Source organism: Natrialba sp. SSL1, from assembly GCF_001861355.1.
GTDB lineage: Archaea > Halobacteriota > Halobacteria > Halobacteriales > Natrialbaceae > Natrialba.
This window is the reverse complement of record NZ_MASN01000030.1, coordinates 14,800-31,809: the sequence shown is the minus strand read 5'-3', so window position 1 is coordinate 31,809 and position 17,010 is coordinate 14,800. Positions and strand designations below refer to the sequence as shown.

General features: G+C 62.7%; 18 protein-coding genes. 9 read left to right on the top strand and 9 right to left on the bottom strand.

Features of this window, described 5'->3' with window-relative positions; genetic code table 11:
• Positions 1 to 77: 77 nt before the first annotated feature.
• Complete coding sequence (locus BBD46_RS08245; RefSeq protein WP_004215029.1) at positions 78 to 323, top strand: PRC-barrel domain-containing protein; 246 nt, start codon at positions 78 to 80, stop codon at positions 321 to 323.
• A gap of 4 nt (positions 324 to 327) precedes the next feature.
• A complete protein-coding gene (locus tag BBD46_RS08240; protein WP_071401247.1) occupies positions 328 to 786 on the top strand; it encodes an NOB1 family endonuclease in 459 nt (152 codons plus the stop codon).
• Between the two features lie 196 nt (positions 787 to 982).
• On the opposite strand, the gene BBD46_RS08235 is transcribed toward BBD46_RS08240, so the two are convergent.
• Together BBD46_RS08235 and BBD46_RS08230 are read right to left on the bottom strand one after the other, a co-directional pair.
• On the bottom strand, positions 983 to 2,101 hold the full coding sequence (locus tag BBD46_RS08235; RefSeq protein WP_071401246.1) for a CPBP family intramembrane glutamic endopeptidase: 1,119 nt from the start codon (positions 2,099 to 2,101) through the stop codon (positions 983 to 985).
• A gap of 92 nt (positions 2,102 to 2,193) precedes the next feature.
• Positions 2,194 to 3,501: a glucose-6-phosphate isomerase gene (locus BBD46_RS08230; protein ID WP_071401245.1), complete on the bottom strand. Its 1,308-nt coding sequence runs from the start codon at positions 3,499 to 3,501 to the stop codon at positions 2,194 to 2,196.
• A gap of 146 nt (positions 3,502 to 3,647) precedes the next feature.
• Here BBD46_RS08230 and BBD46_RS08225 point away from each other — a divergent pair, with 146 nt between their 5' ends.
• Entirely contained in the window at positions 3,648 to 4,160 is a 513-nt protein-coding gene (locus tag BBD46_RS08225) for a DUF5812 family protein (RefSeq protein ID WP_071401597.1), read from the top strand.
• A gap of 44 nt (positions 4,161 to 4,204) precedes the next feature.
• On the opposite strand, the gene BBD46_RS08220 is transcribed toward BBD46_RS08225, so the two are convergent.
• The gene (locus BBD46_RS08220) at positions 4,205 to 4,588 is read right to left on the bottom strand and encodes a hypothetical protein (protein ID WP_071401244.1); all 384 of its coding nucleotides are present in this window, start codon (positions 4,586 to 4,588) and stop codon (positions 4,205 to 4,207) included.
• A gap of 117 nt (positions 4,589 to 4,705) precedes the next feature.
• On the opposite strand from BBD46_RS08220, the gene secF reads away from it, so the two are divergent.
• Both secF and BBD46_RS08210 read left to right on the top strand, forming a co-directional pair.
• Positions 4,706 to 5,602, top strand: a complete 897-nt coding sequence (gene secF / locus BBD46_RS08215; RefSeq protein ID WP_071401243.1) for a protein translocase subunit SecF — start codon at positions 4,706 to 4,708, stop codon at positions 5,600 to 5,602.
• Entirely contained in the window at positions 5,599 to 7,248 is a 1,650-nt protein-coding gene (locus BBD46_RS08210) for a preprotein translocase subunit SecD (RefSeq protein WP_071401242.1), read from the top strand. The genes secF and BBD46_RS08210 overlap by 4 nt, the downstream gene beginning before the upstream one ends.
• A 108-nt stretch (positions 7,249 to 7,356) precedes the next feature.
• Here the strand turns inward: BBD46_RS08210 and BBD46_RS23640 are convergent, their stop codons facing one another.
• The 3 genes from BBD46_RS23640 to rnhB form a co-directional block, all read right to left on the bottom strand.
• Entirely contained in the window at positions 7,357 to 7,461 is a 105-nt protein-coding gene (locus BBD46_RS23640; protein ID WP_420883933.1) for a DUF7563 family protein, read from the bottom strand.
• Positions 7,462 to 7,570: 109 nt separating this feature from the next.
• A complete protein-coding gene (locus BBD46_RS08205) occupies positions 7,571 to 8,581 on the bottom strand; it encodes a sodium:calcium antiporter (RefSeq protein ID WP_071401241.1) in 1,011 nt (336 codons plus the stop codon).
• Between the two features lie 70 nt (positions 8,582 to 8,651).
• The gene (rnhB, locus tag BBD46_RS08200) at positions 8,652 to 9,323 is read right to left on the bottom strand and encodes a ribonuclease HII (protein WP_071401240.1); all 672 of its coding nucleotides are present in this window, start codon (positions 9,321 to 9,323) and stop codon (positions 8,652 to 8,654) included.
• Between the two features lie 118 nt (positions 9,324 to 9,441).
• Between rnhB and BBD46_RS08195 the strand changes: the two genes are divergently transcribed.
• A complete protein-coding gene (locus BBD46_RS08195; RefSeq protein WP_071401239.1) occupies positions 9,442 to 9,621 on the top strand; it encodes a hypothetical protein in 180 nt (59 codons plus the stop codon).
• A gap of 134 nt (positions 9,622 to 9,755) precedes the next feature.
• Here BBD46_RS08195 and BBD46_RS08190 read toward each other — a convergent pair whose 3' ends face one another.
• Positions 9,756 to 12,188, bottom strand: a complete 2,433-nt coding sequence (locus tag BBD46_RS08190) for an MEDS domain-containing protein (protein ID WP_071401596.1) — start codon at positions 12,186 to 12,188, stop codon at positions 9,756 to 9,758.
• Between the two features lie 516 nt (positions 12,189 to 12,704).
• Positions 12,705 to 14,060: a tRNA pseudouridine(54/55) synthase Pus10 gene (locus BBD46_RS08185; protein ID WP_071401238.1), complete on the bottom strand. Its 1,356-nt coding sequence runs from the start codon at positions 14,058 to 14,060 to the stop codon at positions 12,705 to 12,707.
• A gap of 123 nt (positions 14,061 to 14,183) precedes the next feature.
• Here BBD46_RS08185 and BBD46_RS08180 point away from each other — a divergent pair, with 123 nt between their 5' ends.
• The 3 genes from BBD46_RS08180 to BBD46_RS08170 all read left to right on the top strand — a co-directional run bounded on the left by BBD46_RS08180 (position 14,184) and on the right by BBD46_RS08170 (position 16,494).
• Positions 14,184 to 15,284 (top strand): S1C family serine protease, encoded by a 1,101-nt coding sequence (locus BBD46_RS08180; RefSeq protein WP_071401237.1) that lies wholly within the window; start codon positions 14,184 to 14,186, stop codon positions 15,282 to 15,284.
• Between the two features lie 649 nt (positions 15,285 to 15,933).
• Positions 15,934 to 16,299: a DUF7511 domain-containing protein gene (locus BBD46_RS08175; RefSeq protein WP_071401595.1), complete on the top strand. Its 366-nt coding sequence runs from the start codon at positions 15,934 to 15,936 to the stop codon at positions 16,297 to 16,299.
• 3 nt (positions 16,300 to 16,302) lie between these two features.
• Positions 16,303 to 16,494: a hypothetical protein gene (locus BBD46_RS08170; protein ID WP_071401236.1), complete on the top strand. Its 192-nt coding sequence runs from the start codon at positions 16,303 to 16,305 to the stop codon at positions 16,492 to 16,494.
• A gap of 196 nt (positions 16,495 to 16,690) precedes the next feature.
• Here the strand turns inward: BBD46_RS08170 and BBD46_RS23505 are convergent, their stop codons facing one another.
• Positions 16,691 to 16,954, bottom strand: coding sequence for an HVO_A0556 family zinc finger protein (locus BBD46_RS23505; protein ID WP_084777715.1), 264 nt, complete (start codon positions 16,952 to 16,954; stop codon positions 16,691 to 16,693).
• Positions 16,955 to 17,010 lie beyond the last annotated feature (56 nt).

The following is a 17,010-nucleotide window of genomic DNA, read 5'->3' as shown; positions in this document are numbered from 1 at the left end:
CAAAACAAGACGACGATCGGACACGACCCCTTTCTGAGCCCGAGGTTTTTAATACCGATTAGTAAATACGAGTATGCATGAGTGAGATACTCGCCGAAAATCTCTCGGGCAAGTCCGTCATGGGATCGGACGGCACCGAGCTGGGCCTGCTGTACAACATCACGATGGACCTCAAATCGGGGCAGCTTCACGACCTCGTTATCGAACCCGACGACGAACTGCCAGAGCGGGCTGTCGACTTCAACGTCGACGACGCCGGCCGGTTTCTCGTCTCCGTCAGCCGCGTTCAAGCGGTGAAAGACTACATCGTCGTTCAGCGCTAAGGGCATGTACGTTCTCGACTCCTCGGCTTTTATCCACGACTTCCACACGACAGAACAGACTGCAACCATCCCCCTCGTCCGCGAAGAGCTCGAGGACGAGAGCGCCTATCGCTACGACGCGATGGAGGGATCGGGGATGCACATCCACATTCCAAACGAGGATACGACCGAGAAGGTCCGCCGGGCAGCCAAAGAGTCCGGTGATCTTGGCGTCCTCTCCGATACGGACATCAGGCTCGTTGCTGCGAGTTTCGAACTCGACGCGACGCTCGTCACCGACGACTACGCGATGCAAAACGTCGCAGAGAAACTCAACGTCGCTGTCGAAGTAATCGCCCGCGAAGGTATCGACGAACAGCGCCACTGGCACTACCAGTGTCAGGGCTGTGGCCGCGAGTTCGACGAGGAAAAGGATCGGTGTCCGATCTGTGGCTCCGATCTCGCACGCAAGAATCCGTCGTAGCGTCGTCTCATCGGTCACTGACACTACGGATTCTCACCATCCCGACAGCCTGCCGTCCCGTCAGCCTGCTCGTTTGTCGAGTGGCAACTGCGGTGGGTTACTCGAGTACCGGCTGAGACTCATCGCAGTTCCCCGCCGTTGCTCCCCAATATGAGACACAATCGTCACAGAAGCGGCCTGGTTCTCCGTTGACGGCTCAGCCGTAGACCAGGTAGAGATTCGCGAAGAGAATCGCGTTGTACACACCGTGGACGACTGACGGCACGAGCAGGTTATCGGTTCGCTCGTAGAGCGTGCCGAGCACGAGCGAGAGGCCGAAGATGACGCCGAGGCTTGCGATGACCGCGCCCGGGCCAGCAGTCGCGTAGGCGAGGACGTGGACGCCGGCGAAGATGACGCTCCCGGCGACGATCGCGCCGACGCGAGAGAAGGTGTCGTACAGTGCCTTCTGGATAACGTTCCGGTACAGCAACTCCTCGAACGGCCCGATTACGAGCAGCGACGCCGGAATCAACACGAGCAGAATTTCTGGGTTTTCCGCGGCCTGCTCGGTCGTTCCATGGTCTGCACTCTCGACACCGATCGTCTGAAAGGCCAGCGAAATGGTCATCAACACGCCAAAGAGGAAGGCAAGCCCGCCCACCGTCCAGATCACGTCCCACTTCGTCGGGACGCGCAGGTCGAGGAACTCGAGTCCCCGGTCGGTGACGGAGAGGTAGATGCCGGCGATGATCGCGGTGCCGAGGGCCATGCCGAGTTGGGCGATAACGAGGAAGCCGGGGGTCGAGAGGTCGCCGACGATTTCCATCACTGGGAGTGCGAGAAAGACACCGGCGAGTTCGGCGGCGAACAGTCCAGTGACACCGAGCAGCGTCAGTACGATCATCTGCGAGCTACGATCTCTGAGCCCTGCGGCGCTGATTTCGAGGGCGGCAGCGACACCGATGCCGACTGTGAGGCCGGCGATAAGGAAGCCGGCCATGAGGAGCGAGATTGACGTCGAGAGCCCAGGTAACTCGGTCGAGGCGGTGAGTCCCTGGTTCAGTGCGTAGGCGGTACAGAGGAGGACGCCACCGCTGGCGGCGGTTGCTATGCCAGCGGCGATCCGATGTGTTCCACTCCCGTAGCGAATCGCGAGGAAGGCACCGACAGCGACGACGGCGAAGACGGCCGCTGCGATGACTGCGGGGTCGGTGATCCCTTGATTGGCGGGGACGAGCACAGTCGCCGCCATCACCGCCGAGAGGCCGGTTCCGATGCCCGGGACGGCGTCGGTCGCGACCGACCCGGACTCGGTCCGTGCGGTTTCGGTCATACGTGTCTGTTCGTGTGAGTACTCATATGGGCTCCGCATCCGGAACCTGACAGCTGTTCGCAGGCGGAAGGGACGGGCGAGAACTGGCAGTGTCAGCGCTCGACGCGCAGTTCAGTTTTCTCGGCGACCGCCTCGGCCTCTTCGAACTCGCCGCCGCCGAGCAGCCCGCGGGTCGCCTTCTTCGCCCACTCGACCGCCGGCTGCTCGAACGTGTTCACGCCGTACAGCTCGCCTGCGAGAACGCACGCGGCTTCCATCCCGTAGAGGAGGCCGCCGAGTTCGAACTCGTCGACGCGTTCGATTTCGACGCGGACGTTGGGTCGACCGGCTGCAGCGAGGCTCGCCTCCGTCGCCTCGAACTCGGCGTCGAGTAACTCTCCGAGCGTCGCGTCGCCGAGGTACGCGAGGTCGTCGACGTCAGTGTCCGGAATCTCCCGGTCTTCGCTCTCCTCGACGGAGACGAACGTGACCAGTTTGTCCCGCGGCCCTGCTCGGTAAAGCTGGAGTTGGGAGTGCTGGTCCGTCGCCCCGAGCGCGCGAACAGGTGTCTGTCCGAGGTCGTCCTTCCCCAGACTCTCCGCCCAGAGCTGGGCGAACCACTCGGCGTACGTCTCGAGTGCCTCCGCGTAGGGCATCATCGCGTTGATACCAGCACCGCGCGCGTCGAGCGCGTAGGCCGTCGCGCCGTAGGCGTAGGCCGGACACTCGAACAGCGAACCGGTCAGCGTCTCGGCCTCCGCGGCCGCGCCCTCGAGAAGGGCGTCCAGATCGTGGCCACAGACGGCGGCGGCGACCATACCGACCGCCGAGAGCGCAGAGAAGCGTCCGGGGACGCCGTCAGGAACCGTGAGGGATGGCAGGTCGTGGCGGTCTACGAGGTCGCGAAGGGGTCCCGACTCGCCGGTCGTGACGATCGTTCGCTCGGTCCAGTCGACGCCGGCGGATTCGAAGGCGTCGCGGACGACGAGGAAGTTCGCGAGCGTCTCCGCCGTGGTCCCGGAGCGCGAGACGACGTTGACGACGGTTGTCTCGAGGTCGAGTCGCGCGAGTTCGCTCGTGAGCCACTCGGGGTCGACGTTGTCGAGATATATCGCTTCCGGGTCCGCTTCGCCGTTTAGCGCGTCGGTGATCGTCGCCGCCCCGAGCGCACTACCGCCGATACCGACGGTGACGATGGCGCTCGTCTCCGGGCCGGTAACGCGGTCGGCGGCGAGCCGGATCTCGTCCGTATCCGTCCGCTCCGGCAGATTGAGCGCTTCGTAGCCGTGCTCGCCGGCGTCCATGCCGGCCTCGATGCGCTCGTGTGCAGCCGCCACCTGTTCGTCCAGGGACTCGAGTGCATCCCGAGAGATACCGGGTGAGGCGACGCTCGCGAGCGCGTTTCCGATGTCGACGTTCATGCCCGAGAGGGCAACCGCCTGGTGTAAAGGCGTTCCGTCATCGGGTCGGTGTCGTGGCGTCCTGCGGTGAACTGGTCGCGGATGGCGACTCGGTTCGACGCCCGGAAGCCGAAACCCCGAAAATGGTCTCGCGCGTACGGTCGGCTATGACTGAGACTGAACCCGGGTCCGAGAACGAGAAAACAGGGACCTTCGTCGTCACGCACGCCGAGGACGAGTCGGCCGTCGTCCGCGACGTCGACACCGCACAGATACACACCCTCGGCTCGAACCCCGGCCTCGACGCGAACGACGTACTCGAGGCGACCGTCGCGCCGGAGCCGCCGCTCGAGGTCACCTGGCAGGTGATCGAGGTGGCCGAGCGCCGGCGTGTCGACCTCGTCGACAGCGATCTCTCACCGACCAAACACGCAGCCGAGCTGGCGGCCGACGCCGAGACCGGCGACCTGATTCAGGAAGAGCGCGCGGGGACAGGTGAGATCCACGTCTTCCGCGTTCCGGCCGAGGAAGTCGAGGCCGCAGCACAGGACGTACTCGAGGACGAGGAGACGATCGCGCGGGCGGCGCGACTCGATGCGGTGCGGGTGGAGGTGCGACGAACGGCAGGGCTCGATACGGTGGACGACGGGGTATTGAGCGTGCGGTACCTGCCGGATTGAGGGGGACGGGGTGGTGCTGACGACCGACACAACGAGCGCGCTTGTCAGGCCTGGTTCGGCCCACCCTTACTCTGGACGCGCCAGCTTCCCTGAATGCCGCAGGCTTCACGAACCGTGTAGGTGATTTCGGTGTGTTCGCCGATACCTGCGCCGCCCTCGACCGTTTCGACACGGAGCGGAACGTCGAGTGAGTTCCCACAGCAGCCGACGCCGACGAACTCCTCCCACTCGTCACCTTCTCGCGCTTCGTCGCGGGTTTTCCGGAGGAATGCCCGGAACGACGGCTTTTCGACCTGGAACCGACCCCACTCTGAGAGGTCCTCCGGATAGGAGACGACGACGCGTGTTGCGGGGTCGCGGCCGGTTCGGTTGCGACTGTCGGCGCGTTCTCTCTCCGTCTTTGTCTCCGTTTCTGGCTGTGTCGTCATGGTCGCCGATACGGTCTCGAGGTGCTTGAGCGTGCTGTGGTTTCAGGTGATCGTTTGTCGAAACCGACAGGAGAAATTGAGAAGGCTTACTTCAATCGCTTGCTAGTAGTCCGATATATGGGGTATTTCGACGTACCGGACATATCGTACACCCGGTACACGAACCGCCAACTTGCGGCGGTGCCACTCGCAGTCCTTGCCGTCGCGTTGCTCATTCTGAGCGGTTCGTTTCTCGTGACCGGGACGCCGGTTCCGCTCGGGATGGACTTCGCAGGCGGTGCAGAGCTGACGGTTCAGACGACATCTTCGCAGGCGGAGATCGAGGAGGCATTCAGCGTCGAGCCGGACTCTGTACAGGGAATTCAGGCTCCTGGCGTCGAGAACCAGTACACCGTTCAGTTCGCCGGTATCGAGGACCAGGACGCGATTCAGGAGTTGAGTAGTCAAGCCGAGGCGGAACTCGCGCAGGACGGCGATAACGAAATCGTCCAGCAGGAGTCGACGGCGTCACCGAGCTTCGCAGCACAGACCCAGCAGACTGCGCTGCTCGGCCTCGGCGTCGCATTCGCCGGTATGAGCGTGCTCGCGTTCTTGCTCTTCCGGACGTTCGTGCCGTCGATTGCGATCGTCGCTTCGGCGTTCTCGGACCTCATGATCCCGCTCGCGTTCATGTCGGTCGCAGACATTCCGCTCTCGCTCGGGACAGTTGCCGCTCTCCTGATGCTGATCGGATACTCCGTCGACTCAGACATTCTGTTGAACACTCACATTCTCAGGCGCGGCGGTGACTTTTACGAGAGCACCTACCGTGCGACGAAGACGGGTGTCACGATGACCGTCACGTCGATGGCTGCGATGCTCGTCATGGGGATCGCCGCCACGCTGTTCGGCGTCGAACTGCTCGCGTCGATCGGGATCATCCTCTTCGTCGGCCTCGCAGCAGACCTTATGAACACGTACCTGTTGAATCTCAGTCTCCTTCGGTGGTACAAGTTCCACGGGGTGCGATCATGAGCGCGAATCCGGTCGGATTCGTCAAGGAGTACTGGCGAGTTCTCCTGCTCGCGATGTTCATCGCGTTCGCGCTCGTCGCGCTGTTCATCCCCGGCGGCATTATGGCGGACGACTCTCTCGCAGGTGACCTCGAGGAAGACGAGGCCAACCAGAGCGTCGAGGAGCGGATGACGAACATCGAGTACGGTATCGGACTCGACGGCGGCACACGCGTGAGTGCGCCTCCGACGGGGATGATGGTCGACAACATCGATCTCGAATCGGAGCAACACTCCGAGTTAGAGTCATCGCTGTACACCGAACTCGATCTCGAGACGGCCGATGCGACGGTTCGCCACCACGAGGACGAGGACCGCTATACGGCCGAAGTGTTCGTCGATGACGTTAGCGCAGCCGACTTCGCAGCCGTCATCGCGGAGTACGATGCCGATGTGAGCGAGGACGACGTCGAGAACGGTGTTACACAGGACACCCGAGACGAGATGATACGGACGATCGAGTTGCGCGTCAACGAGGCCGGTCTCTCGGGTGGACAGGTGTATCAGGAAGCCACCGTCGAGGGGAGTTACTACATCGTGACCGAGGTGCCGGGCATGAGCCCGGAGGAACTACGCGAACTGCTCTCCGACCGCGGTGACGTGCAGGTGTGGGCGTACTACCCGGACGAGGACGGTAACCAGACGAACGAGACCGTCCTAGAAGGCGAAGACGACTTCAGCAGGGTCGGTGTCGCCTCGTACAACGACGAGCAAGGCTACAACTACGTCCCGGTCACCGTCGACGACACGGAGGATGCTGACGGGAACAGTGCCGCCACCGAGTATCAGGCCGCAATGAACGAGTACGGCTTCACCTCGGAGGGGATTCAGCAGTGTGGCATCCAGGACCGCGAAGCCGGCGAGTTCGACTTCGATCACGACCAGCCACAGTGGTGTCTCCTGACGATGGTCGACGGCGAGGTCGTCGACGCACACAGTATGGGTGATCGCCTCGGGAGCAACATGGCATCCGGCGAGTGGGCAAACGATCCGACGTTCGAGATGATCACGCCTACCCAGCAGGACGCCCACCAGCTCGCAGTCAATCTGGAATCCGGTGCGCTGACTGCACCGCTCGACTTCGACCGTCAGCAGACGTTCAGCGTCGAACCGGCGCTCGCAGACCAGTTCAAGACCTACTCGCTGCTGATCGGGATCCTCTCGGTGCTGACCGTCAGCGGCATGGTCTTCCTGCGGTACCGGAATCCGCGCGTTGCCGCGCCGATGGTCATCACCGCGATGTCCGAGGTGCTCATCCTGCTCGGCTTCGCCGCGCTGATCCGGATGCCACTCGACCTCTCGCACGTGGCCGGATTCATCGCCGTCGTCGGGACGGGGGTGGACGACCTCGTCATCATCGCCGACGAGGTGATGGACGACGGCGAGGTGAGCTCCCAGCGGGTCTTCGAGTCGCGCTTCCGCAAGGCGTTCTGGGTCATCGGGGCTGCCGCCGCGACGACGATCATCGCGATGTCCCCACTCGCCGTGATGAGTCTCGGCGACCTTCGCGGCTTCGCGATCATCACGATCCTCGGCGTGCTGATCGGTGTGCTCGTCACCCGCCCCGCCTACGGGAACATCCTACAGCGGCTCCTGACGGACAAGTAGGCGGATTCCACACCCGACGGCTCCAACACCCGGTGGCTCCGACAGCCCTGCCGGCTCTATTTTCACTTTCGGATCGACAACGAGTGTTCTCCAGCGGTCTCGGACGTCTCACCCATTACGACATCGTGGACACCAGTCGACGGTCTCACCGTCACCGTGTGCCCGTACGAAATCGATCGAGACGGGATTCTCACACTGCGTACAGACCGGCATCGTACCCCAACGGACTACTCCGACCGGCAAGAGCGGCCAGCCTGCCGCTGCAACCTGCCTGTACGCCCCGTTTCGTGCGGCCTCGTTGACGGAACCAGGAATCGACGGCTTACGTCGGCACTACGTTCATCAGCCCAACGCTCTCGAGTACCAGCCAGCTCACGAATAGCCCATAGAAGCCGAGCAGGAGCCAGGCCTCTCGCTCGGAGAGCAGCATGCCGGTCCGGGAAATCGCGAAGAAGACAACGGTCGCGAGTACGAGAAACGCCATCATCGGGACGATGTGTGCGAACGTAATCGCGAGCGCGCCGGCGACGAGGACGCCGACCGGCACCGCCACCAGCAGGTCGAAGATGTTGCTCCCGAGGACGTTCGCCAGGCTGACCGAGGCGCGACCCGAGCGCGCGGCGACGATGCTGACGAACGCGTCGGGGACGCTCGAGCCCGCCGCGACGACGGTCATCCCCCAGAGGAACGCCGGGGTTCCGAAGGCGTCGCCGAGCCCGATCGCCGCGCGAACGAGTCCCTCGACGCCGACGATGATGACCACCAGGCCAAGACCGAACCAGCGCCACGCTCTGGCCCGGTCGACACTCGCGTCGGGTTGTTGCTCATCTTCCGTCGCATCCAGATACTGCGTGAAGACGTACAGTGCGTACAGCGAAAGCGGAAACAGCGCCAGCGCGCGAGTGACCTCGCCCTGCAGCCCTGCTCCCTCGAGTGGGTAGTAGATCACGGCGAGTGAGAACGTCAGCAACAGGACTGCGACGGCGAGCATGTAGAACAGCGACTCCTTGTAGACGAGGTCGCGGGTGGTCGCCATCTCTTTTGGACCGGCGAGCGCGGCAAGACCGGGGATAACGAGCAGGTTGAACACCGCCGAGCCGACGATCGCTCCGACGCCGAGTTCGAACTCGCCGTGGACAAGCGTCGCGAGGATGACGCTCATCAACTCGGGCATACTCGAGCCGGCGGCGGCGATGACCGCGCCCTGGACGATGGGCGGGACGCCGTAGCCGACCGCGAGCTGATCGGTAGACGATTCGAGCCAGATACTGCCCTGCCAGACGACGGCCGTGGCGACGACAGCGAGCGCGAGCAGGGACAGAACGCCGAGCACGGCCTATTCGTCCCACGGGGAGTGATATAAAAGCGAGCGCGCGCTGTCCGGTGTCGGTTCCACCAACCGGTTAGAACTGCCCGAGTCCCGTCTGCTCCGCCGCCGCGAGCACGTCCTCGCAGGTCGACCACGACTCACGAGCGCAGGCGGGCAACTCGCCGTGTGCGTCGACGTACGACTCGAGGAACGCGCGCGTATTCGGATCGCTCGGATAGCCGCTTCCCACCGGGCCACAGTCAGGGAACGCGGCTGAAACCGACTCGACGTGTGCATCCCGCTCCACCTTCGCGATGATACTCGCCGCGCCGACGATCGGCGAGTCGTCGTCCGCCCCGTGTTCGGCCGTGATGGTGCACTCGAGTCCACACTGATCTGCGACTCGGCGCGCGAACCGATCGGCGTCGGTGTCGCAGGCGTCACAGAGTCCGGTGAGGGGTGTTTCGAGTCCGGGTCCGAGATCGTTTGCGACGGCTTCGATCGCCTCGGCGTGCGCCTGCACGCTAAGTGAGTTCATGTCCGTCTCGGGGTCGTCGATCTGAGCGGTCGTAATTTCGGCGACGCCGACGCCGATTCGATCGTCCTCGCGCAGTATGGCGGCGAGTTCGTCGCGTCGTGCGGGCGTGAGACGTTTCGAGTCCGCGATACCGTCGGGCAGCACTGTCTCGCCCTCGACGTGGACGGCTGCGGCGAACATCGATCCCAGCGCGGGTCCCTTCCCCGCTTCGTCGACGCCGATTGGCATAGACTGTGGATCTGCGTCGGACCGCTAAACGGTTACGTTCTCGGTTCCGTGGTGAATCGGTGACTCGAAAGTCCGTTGACGGGGTACACTTTTGTCGCTGGCGTTGAAAGCAAATCATATGCTTCGAGCCGCCATCAGCCGGCTACGCAGGCGCTTCGCCGTCGAGGACCCCGACGAACGCATCGAGGGCTCCGGCGAGGCGATCACCTCGCCCCAGCACCGTCGGTCAGCGGAGGCGGAAGCCGAACTCGATCGACTCGAGGAACTCGGCGACGATAGCCGCGGAAAGAATTCGTGAGTACTCACCTCGATAGAAATCCCTTCTCCGAACACTGTGTCTGCTTAGCGCCGTGAACACACTCCTCGCAACCGGGCGGTCGTTGGCCGCTCACTCCCCGCAGCTGCCCGTGGGGAGTGACCGTTCCGTCGCCGCTACTGGTCGTGATCCGTGACTGCGGGGAGCGTAAACGAAAACGTCGATCCGTTCCCCGGTTCTGAGTCGACCCACAGCTCGCCGTCGTGGCGCTCGACGATGCGTTGACAGAGTGCGAGTCCGAGACCCGTTCCCTCGTACTCCTCACGACTGTGTAATCGGTCGAAGATATCGAAGATACGCTCCTGATTCGCTTGCTCGATACCGATGCCGTTATCGTGAACCGAGAGCACCCAGTCCTGCTTCCGGCGGTTCGCCTCGAGATGGATCCGGGGTGATGACTCGCCGCTGTAGGTGATGGCGTTTTCGAGCAAGTTCTGTAAGACCTGGCGGAGTTGGTTTCCGTCTCCTTCGACGGGTGGCAGTTTCTCAGCCGTGATCTCGGCGTTGGTGTCCGAAATCTGTAACTGGAGGTCCGCAAGCACGTCCTCGAGGATGGGGTCCAGGTCGACTGCTTCGAACGGATCGCCCCGCGTTTCGACTCTCGAGTACGCGAGCAACCCGTCGATCATCTCTCGCATCCGGTCGGCCCCGTCGACGGCGAACGTGAGGAACTCCTCGCCCTCCTCGTCGAACGCGTCGCTGTACTGGCGCTCGATCAATCGCAGGTAGCTCGACACCATCCGCAGGGGCTCCTGCAGGTCGTGGGAGGCGGCGTAGGCGAACTGTTCGAGTCGCTCGTTCGATTCCTCGAGCGCCTGTTCGCGGTACTCCCGTTCGATCTCGTAGCTGACCCACTGGCCCATCAACTCGAGGAACGTCCGCTCTGTGTCCGTGAACGCCCGGTCGCGTGGTGTCGTACTACCGACCCACAGCGTACCGTACGGCGTTGACCCGTTCAGTACCTTCGTCCCGAGATAACACGACAGCCCCTGTTCCTGGTGAATCTCGTCATCCACCCAGTCGGTGCCGCGGATGTCTGCCATCCCGACGGGATCATCGCTCTCGATGACCGCTCGACAGAAGCGCCCCGTGCCAGGGTTGGTCCACATCGTGTCGGAATCGTCGCCTGTGTCGTCTCCGTATCCGATCGTGAGCTCGTTCTGGAATCGGTCGTCCCAGGCAGGCAAATGAGTCAGTCCGGCTGCCTCGAGCCCCATCCACTCGCGGCCGAAGTCGAGTAGTTTCTCGAGTTTCGTCTCGAACGTGAGGGAGGGGTCGGCCGTAATTCGGTAGCTTTCCTGGAGGAACGTCTCGCGTTCCCGGCGCTCGAGTTCGGACTCGATCCACTGCCCCATCAGATCGAGATACGTCCGCTCGGCATCGGTGTAGGGTCCTTCACGGGGCTGCTCAGACGCAAAGCAGAGTGTGCCGTACGCTGCACCGCTCACGTGGATGGTCGTCGCGAAGTAGGCGTCCAGCCCGTACCGTTCGTAGGCCTGGTCAGTGGCCCACCCTGCCTCGATCGCGTCCGTGACAGCGATTCGACCGGGTGTTGCGAGGAGTTTCTCGCAGTAGGTGTCACGCAGTGTATCGGTGACGCCTGCACTAATCTGATCGTGATCGCCGACCGCGTCGACGATGTCGAACGTTTCGTCGGTGTCCGTCCGGGCGAAGTACCCGACCTCGAGCCCGAAGCGCTCGCTACCCAGTTCGAGCAGCCGGCGGATCTTCGCCTCGAACGACGTGGCGGAGTCGGCCGTGATGTCGTAGAGCTCCTGCAGAAACTGTTCGCGCTCTTGGAGCTTGGTCTTCGCTATCGTTCGCTCGCGGAGCGTCTGAAGCATGCGCTCGTTTTCGCGAACGGGCGCATCCTCGCCGAAGAGTTCCTCGGGCGGCGTGTAGTAGAAGTTGTGACACGCTGCGCCGTCGTAGATGAGGTGTGGGTGGGTTCGAATGACGTTCTGGATAACCGTCGGCTCGAACAGGTCGCGGTCGTACTGGCAGATGGCGAGGACGTCCTCGTGGTCGAACAGGTCGTTGATCTTCGACTCGTACTCCATCACCTGCTCGATCGTCGTCCCGTCTTCTTTGATCCACGACATTTCGGCGACGAGACGGAGTGCCTCGAACTCCTCGGTGGCTTCTGCGGTCGCGTCGGCGTAGAACTGAATCATCTCGTTCGGGTCGAACGAGCCGTTTCGGAGATAGGTTTCGTCGACGGTGTAGAACAGTAACGCACCCGAATCGATCGCGGCGTCGACATCGATCCCGGCGGTTTGCAGTCGTCTCCGAACCTCGGCTTCGCTGCTCTGGTCGACAACGTATGCGACACGCTCGCCCCGGTCGAGTCCGTGACGGACGAACGGAACGGCGGCCTCGAACTTCCCCTCACGGGTCTCGTAGATGTGTGCGAAGTGGTCGTTGCAGTCGTTCCCATCGAGTGCTTCGACCGGGCCGCTGAATTCCGGGCTCGACTGGAACGCCTCGAGTCCGGTCTCGAGAGTCACCGGCTCACTGGCGACCTCGTTCGCGGTCACGTTCTTACTCACGTGCCACCTCTGACCGCTCGAAAACAGGGCTCCGATCCGTTGTGCTGCTATCTGCGGGTCGTCGATGGTCGCGAGGAGTGACGAACACTCCCGTCCCGTTCGAATCGACTGGCTCGATTGACAGCGATGGAGGGCCAATCATGTACTGAGTCAGCGGAGCGAGAGGGAAAAAGCCGTCGGGAGAGACAGTCTCACCCCCAATTTCGGACTCCTCAGGCCCTAACACTGAATATGAGGCTATCGTAGGGTTCACGGTGAGCGGATCCCCCTAAACGAAATTTGACTCGGAACCGAGTCGTTGGGACAGCGTGGATCAACGCGGCGCTTCTCGGTAGGATGCACATCGGTCGATTGTCCTGCAGTCTCGCTTTCACCCGTCTTGAAGACGTGTTGTCCACCAGCACCAGTCCGAAGTATAGAACGCAGCGTACAGGTGCAGCGTACAGATGCAGCGTACAGAATCTGTGTATCTTACTCCGGTTCTGTACCTCACCCCAGTTCTGCACCCTACGCCAGTTACTCGTCAGACCGCGGCTCGTCTCGGAAGTACGCCTCCACCTCGAACGGCTCGTTCTCACCCTCGACACCCGTCACGTCGAGCGCCGTCACGACCGCATCCGTCTCGAGTAGCCCCGCCAAACTCGGCACCGTGCGCCCCTCGTCGCTGCTGATGAGTTCCTTGATGTAGAGGCCGCCCTCGCCGTGAATCCGGACCTCAGCCTGCGTCGGTTCGATGAGTTTGCCCTCGGCGTCGTACACCGTCCGCTCGCGGGTGAGCGCCGCCCGTCGGTGATCGACGCGCTGGGGCGTATCCTGCTCCACCGTCGTTCCGCGGAGTTCCTCGAGTGCCGCCTCGAATTCGTCTTCCCCGACTGGCTCTCCGAACTCGACATCCGCGCGGTAGTGCTTGCTCGCGTCGTGTTCCTTGACGCGCTCGACCATCTCGTAGGTCGCGAGGCGCAGCCCCTCGACTTCGACCGCACCTTCCGCGGCCTCGTTGATCTCGGACTCGAGTGTGGCTACGTCCGGCGTGCGCTCGCGCGGCCGTTTCACCTCGAGGACGAACGGGCGACCCTCCTCGAGCATCCGCGCGTCGACGTCCTCGCGGCCCGCGCCGTGGAAGGTGCCCTCGTCGCCGTCCATCGCCTCGACGACGTGCGGGCGAACGACCTGCTCGACGCTGGTGTCGTACATATAGCCAGAGCCGCCACAGTAGTCACAGGGCTCCTCACCGTCGTCACCGAGCTGGATGCCGCTGCCGCCACACTCCCGGCAGGGCCACTCCGTCTGGGGAATATCCCGCTCGAGCTTGCGGTACCGGCCGTAGACGAACGCCGGATTGATCTGGACGTCCACCGCGTGGCTCGTGACGGAATCGGACTCGAGTGCCTCGAACGAATCGAAGCCGTCGAGGTCGATGACGGCGAGCACGTCGGGGCGGTCGAAGTCGACCTCTGCACCGCTTTTTGCGCCGACGCGGCGGCCAACTTCGCGGTTCATTTCGCGTTTGAGCGACTCACCGATTTCGGGGTCGAGTCCGGCGTCCTCTCGAAGCAGTCGGTCGTTTTCCTCGACCAGCGGGGAGACCTGCGTGCCGACCTGGTAGGTCTCGAAGTGGACATCCCCGAGGGCGTCGACGATGGTGTCGGCGATGGCGTCGAAGGTGCCACAGTAGCCCTCACAGACCCAGCAGCTTTCTGGGTCATCGGGTTCGTAGTCCGTATCGTCTGCTAGCGCGATGGTCGTCCGGAGTGCACGGCCGCGCTCGGCGTTCGTCAGCCCGAAACTCCGGTCGGCGAAGGGCCGACCGAGACAGGAGTTACAGAGTGGACCCGTCGCGAGCAGCGCACGGGCGTTCTCGAGCGTCGTCATGCCCATTCGTCGGGGGGCCGCGGGTAACACGTTTTCCCTTCGCTGATTGGCGATCGTCTGACTCGTCGGCTCGCGGCGACAGTCCTCGGTACTACAAAATAGGTCGAGTCCTAGCCCTCTCGTATGAACGATTCTCGACTGGGTCGACGACAGGTTCTGGCGGCAGCGGGGGCCGGACTTGCTGGCGTCGTCGCCGGTTGTTCTGCGCCCGATACTGCGAGTTCGATCGAGGGTAACTCATCGCACGAAATCGACCGTGACAACCTCGCGGACGGCTCGACCTACACTGACATCTACGAGTCGGTCATCGATTCGGTCACACAGGTTCGTGTGTTCGGCGTCGATAGCCCACTGTCCGACGGTCAGGGACGCGGCCAGGGGTCGGGCTTTCTCGTCGACGACAGCCACGTCGTCACGAACGAACACGTCGTCGCCGGTGGGCAGGAGGTCGACCTCCAGTACATTAACGGCGACTGGACGACGACCCGCGTTGTCGGGACTGACACGTACAGCGATCTGGCGGTTCTCGAAGTGGATCACGTCCCCGATACCGCAACGCCGCTTGGCCTCGCTGACCAGCGCCCAATCGTCGGCCAGCAGGTGCTCGCCATCGGCAACCCCTACGGTCTCGAGGGGTCGATGTCACAGGGAATCGTTAGCGGTGTCGATCGGACGGTCGACGCACCGGGACGCGAGTTCTCGTTCCCGAACGTCGTCCAGACCGATGCCGGTGTCAACCCGGGTAACAGCGGTGGGCCACTCGTCGATATGAACGGCAACGTCGTCGGCGTCGTCAACGCGGCCGGCGGCGACAACATCGGCTTTGCCATCTCGGCGGCCCTGACCCAGCGCGTCGCACCCACGCTCATCGAAGACGGCGAGTACGACCACTCGTTCATGGGGATCACGCTCATGACCGTCGATCGGTTCGTCGCCGAAGAGAACGACCTGCCGGAGGCGACCGGCGTCATCATCGACGAAGTTCGGCCGCGCCAGCCAGCACACGGGACGCTTCAGGGGTCACACACGCGGACGCGACGCGGCGGCGAACCGATTCCCGTCGGCGGCGACGTGATACTCGAGATGGACGGCGAACCGATTCCCGACCGTCACGCACTTTCGACCCACCTCGCACTCGAAACCAGTCCCGGTGAGACACTCGAACTCACGCTCTGGCGTGATCGTGAAGAGACGACCGAGGAGATGGTGCTCGGCGCACGATAGTGGAGCGGATGGTGGTGGATGGATGATTATGATGGTGGGTGATCATGATGGATGATGGTGGTGGATGGTGCTGGTGATGATTGATAGCAAATAGCGGATCGTGGATTACCGAAAGTCGATTGCCGAAAGTAGATTCTGAATTAGCGATCGTGAATTGTACACTTCCTTGAACTCGGAGACCACGGCGCTGACAGCACACTCTGTTCTGGTTCCGACGAACTGACGATCGTTTCGCGTTCATAACCGTTTTCTCGGTGTCCTGTAGCAGACTCAGCACGGAACCAGTCCGACGTTGTTCGAGAGTCTGTGAACGGATCGCTGTCAACACCGGACGACGCCAACCCTGGATGGACATCAAACCGGCTCAACGCCGACACCCGATTACGGGCGGCCATCAGTACAGTTCGCCCGCTCAATCAGCTGTTGTCTGTCACCACCCTCACCGATATACCCAGCCTAGTGCGGTACATCACCCTGATAACGACTTCGTACAGATCAGCCGCTGTTTCGTTCTTTTTCGCGGCATTGAATCGTCCGAATCGGGGAAAAGTGGCGGTCAGGATTCCGTTTGCGGCGTTTAGAGTCCCGATAACAATAGGTGGACGCCGCCTCTCCACTGATGGCGCGAACACTCGCCGCCTGCATTCCCATGACATACGACGCTGACCGTTGGTCGTCCGAGACCGAGTTCGGTGATGCACAGTCGACCGAGAGCGAGCACGAAGCCGAGGTCGAACGCGAGCGCTCGTCAGTCGAACCAACGGACTCCGCCGGAGCGACAGACCCTGCAGAATCCGCAGCGCCACTAGGTTCCCGCGACTCCACAGCCCCATCCGCACACCCCGATCGGGACGGCCCTTCCCCCACAATCGAACTCGATCACGTCACGATCGAGAACGGATCCCAGGCGGACGAGTGTGCAATATTCCCCGCAGACGCACCCGAAGAAGAGCTTATGACAAACTGGATCGCGGCGATCGAAGGCTCGTTCGTCGACCTCGACTCGGTACGGTAGCCAATGCACCCCGGGAGCACCGTCACGATGCTCAGTTTCTGGCTCGGCACGCTCCTGCCGGTCGTCTACCTGCCGGTCTTTCTCACCGGTATCGACTCGATGAGTCGGTTCTCACTCTTTCTGGCCCTGATCGCGATCAACGTCGTTGCCCTCGTCGCCGGGCACAACTACCGGAATTCGCCGCCGCAGAGATAACAGTCCGGCACGGCACGACACTGCACAGCACTGGACGGCACCGGACGACATCCCAGACCGACACACCTCACCGCAACACTCACAACACACACAATACTCACAGCCTCTCAGCAACCACTGTCACTCGAGTCTCCGCGAAAAATTTCGGCCGTCCGACCGTCCGCCCGTCCCGACGACTGTCTTCTGCTGCCCGCTGTCACGATGACCAGAGCTGTGCCTGGGGCGTCCCGCAACTATCACAGACGGCTGCCAGGTTGTCTTTGTACTCCTGGGACTCGAGTTCACCCGCTGAACAGGCGGGACAGGGGCGTCCCTCGAGTAGCGAGAGCAGTTGTGGGTCGTCCTGGGTTTGCTTTTGCTTTTGCTTTTGGTCGTGGTCCTGACCTTGACTCTGACCCTGGCTGTGACCTCGCCCCTGACGCTCGCCCGAATCGTGCTGTCCAGGTTGTGATTTCGCCATACAGAGACTCCAGTCCGGAGATACTGGAAACGGTTGGCCCTGTCTATGCAATGTCT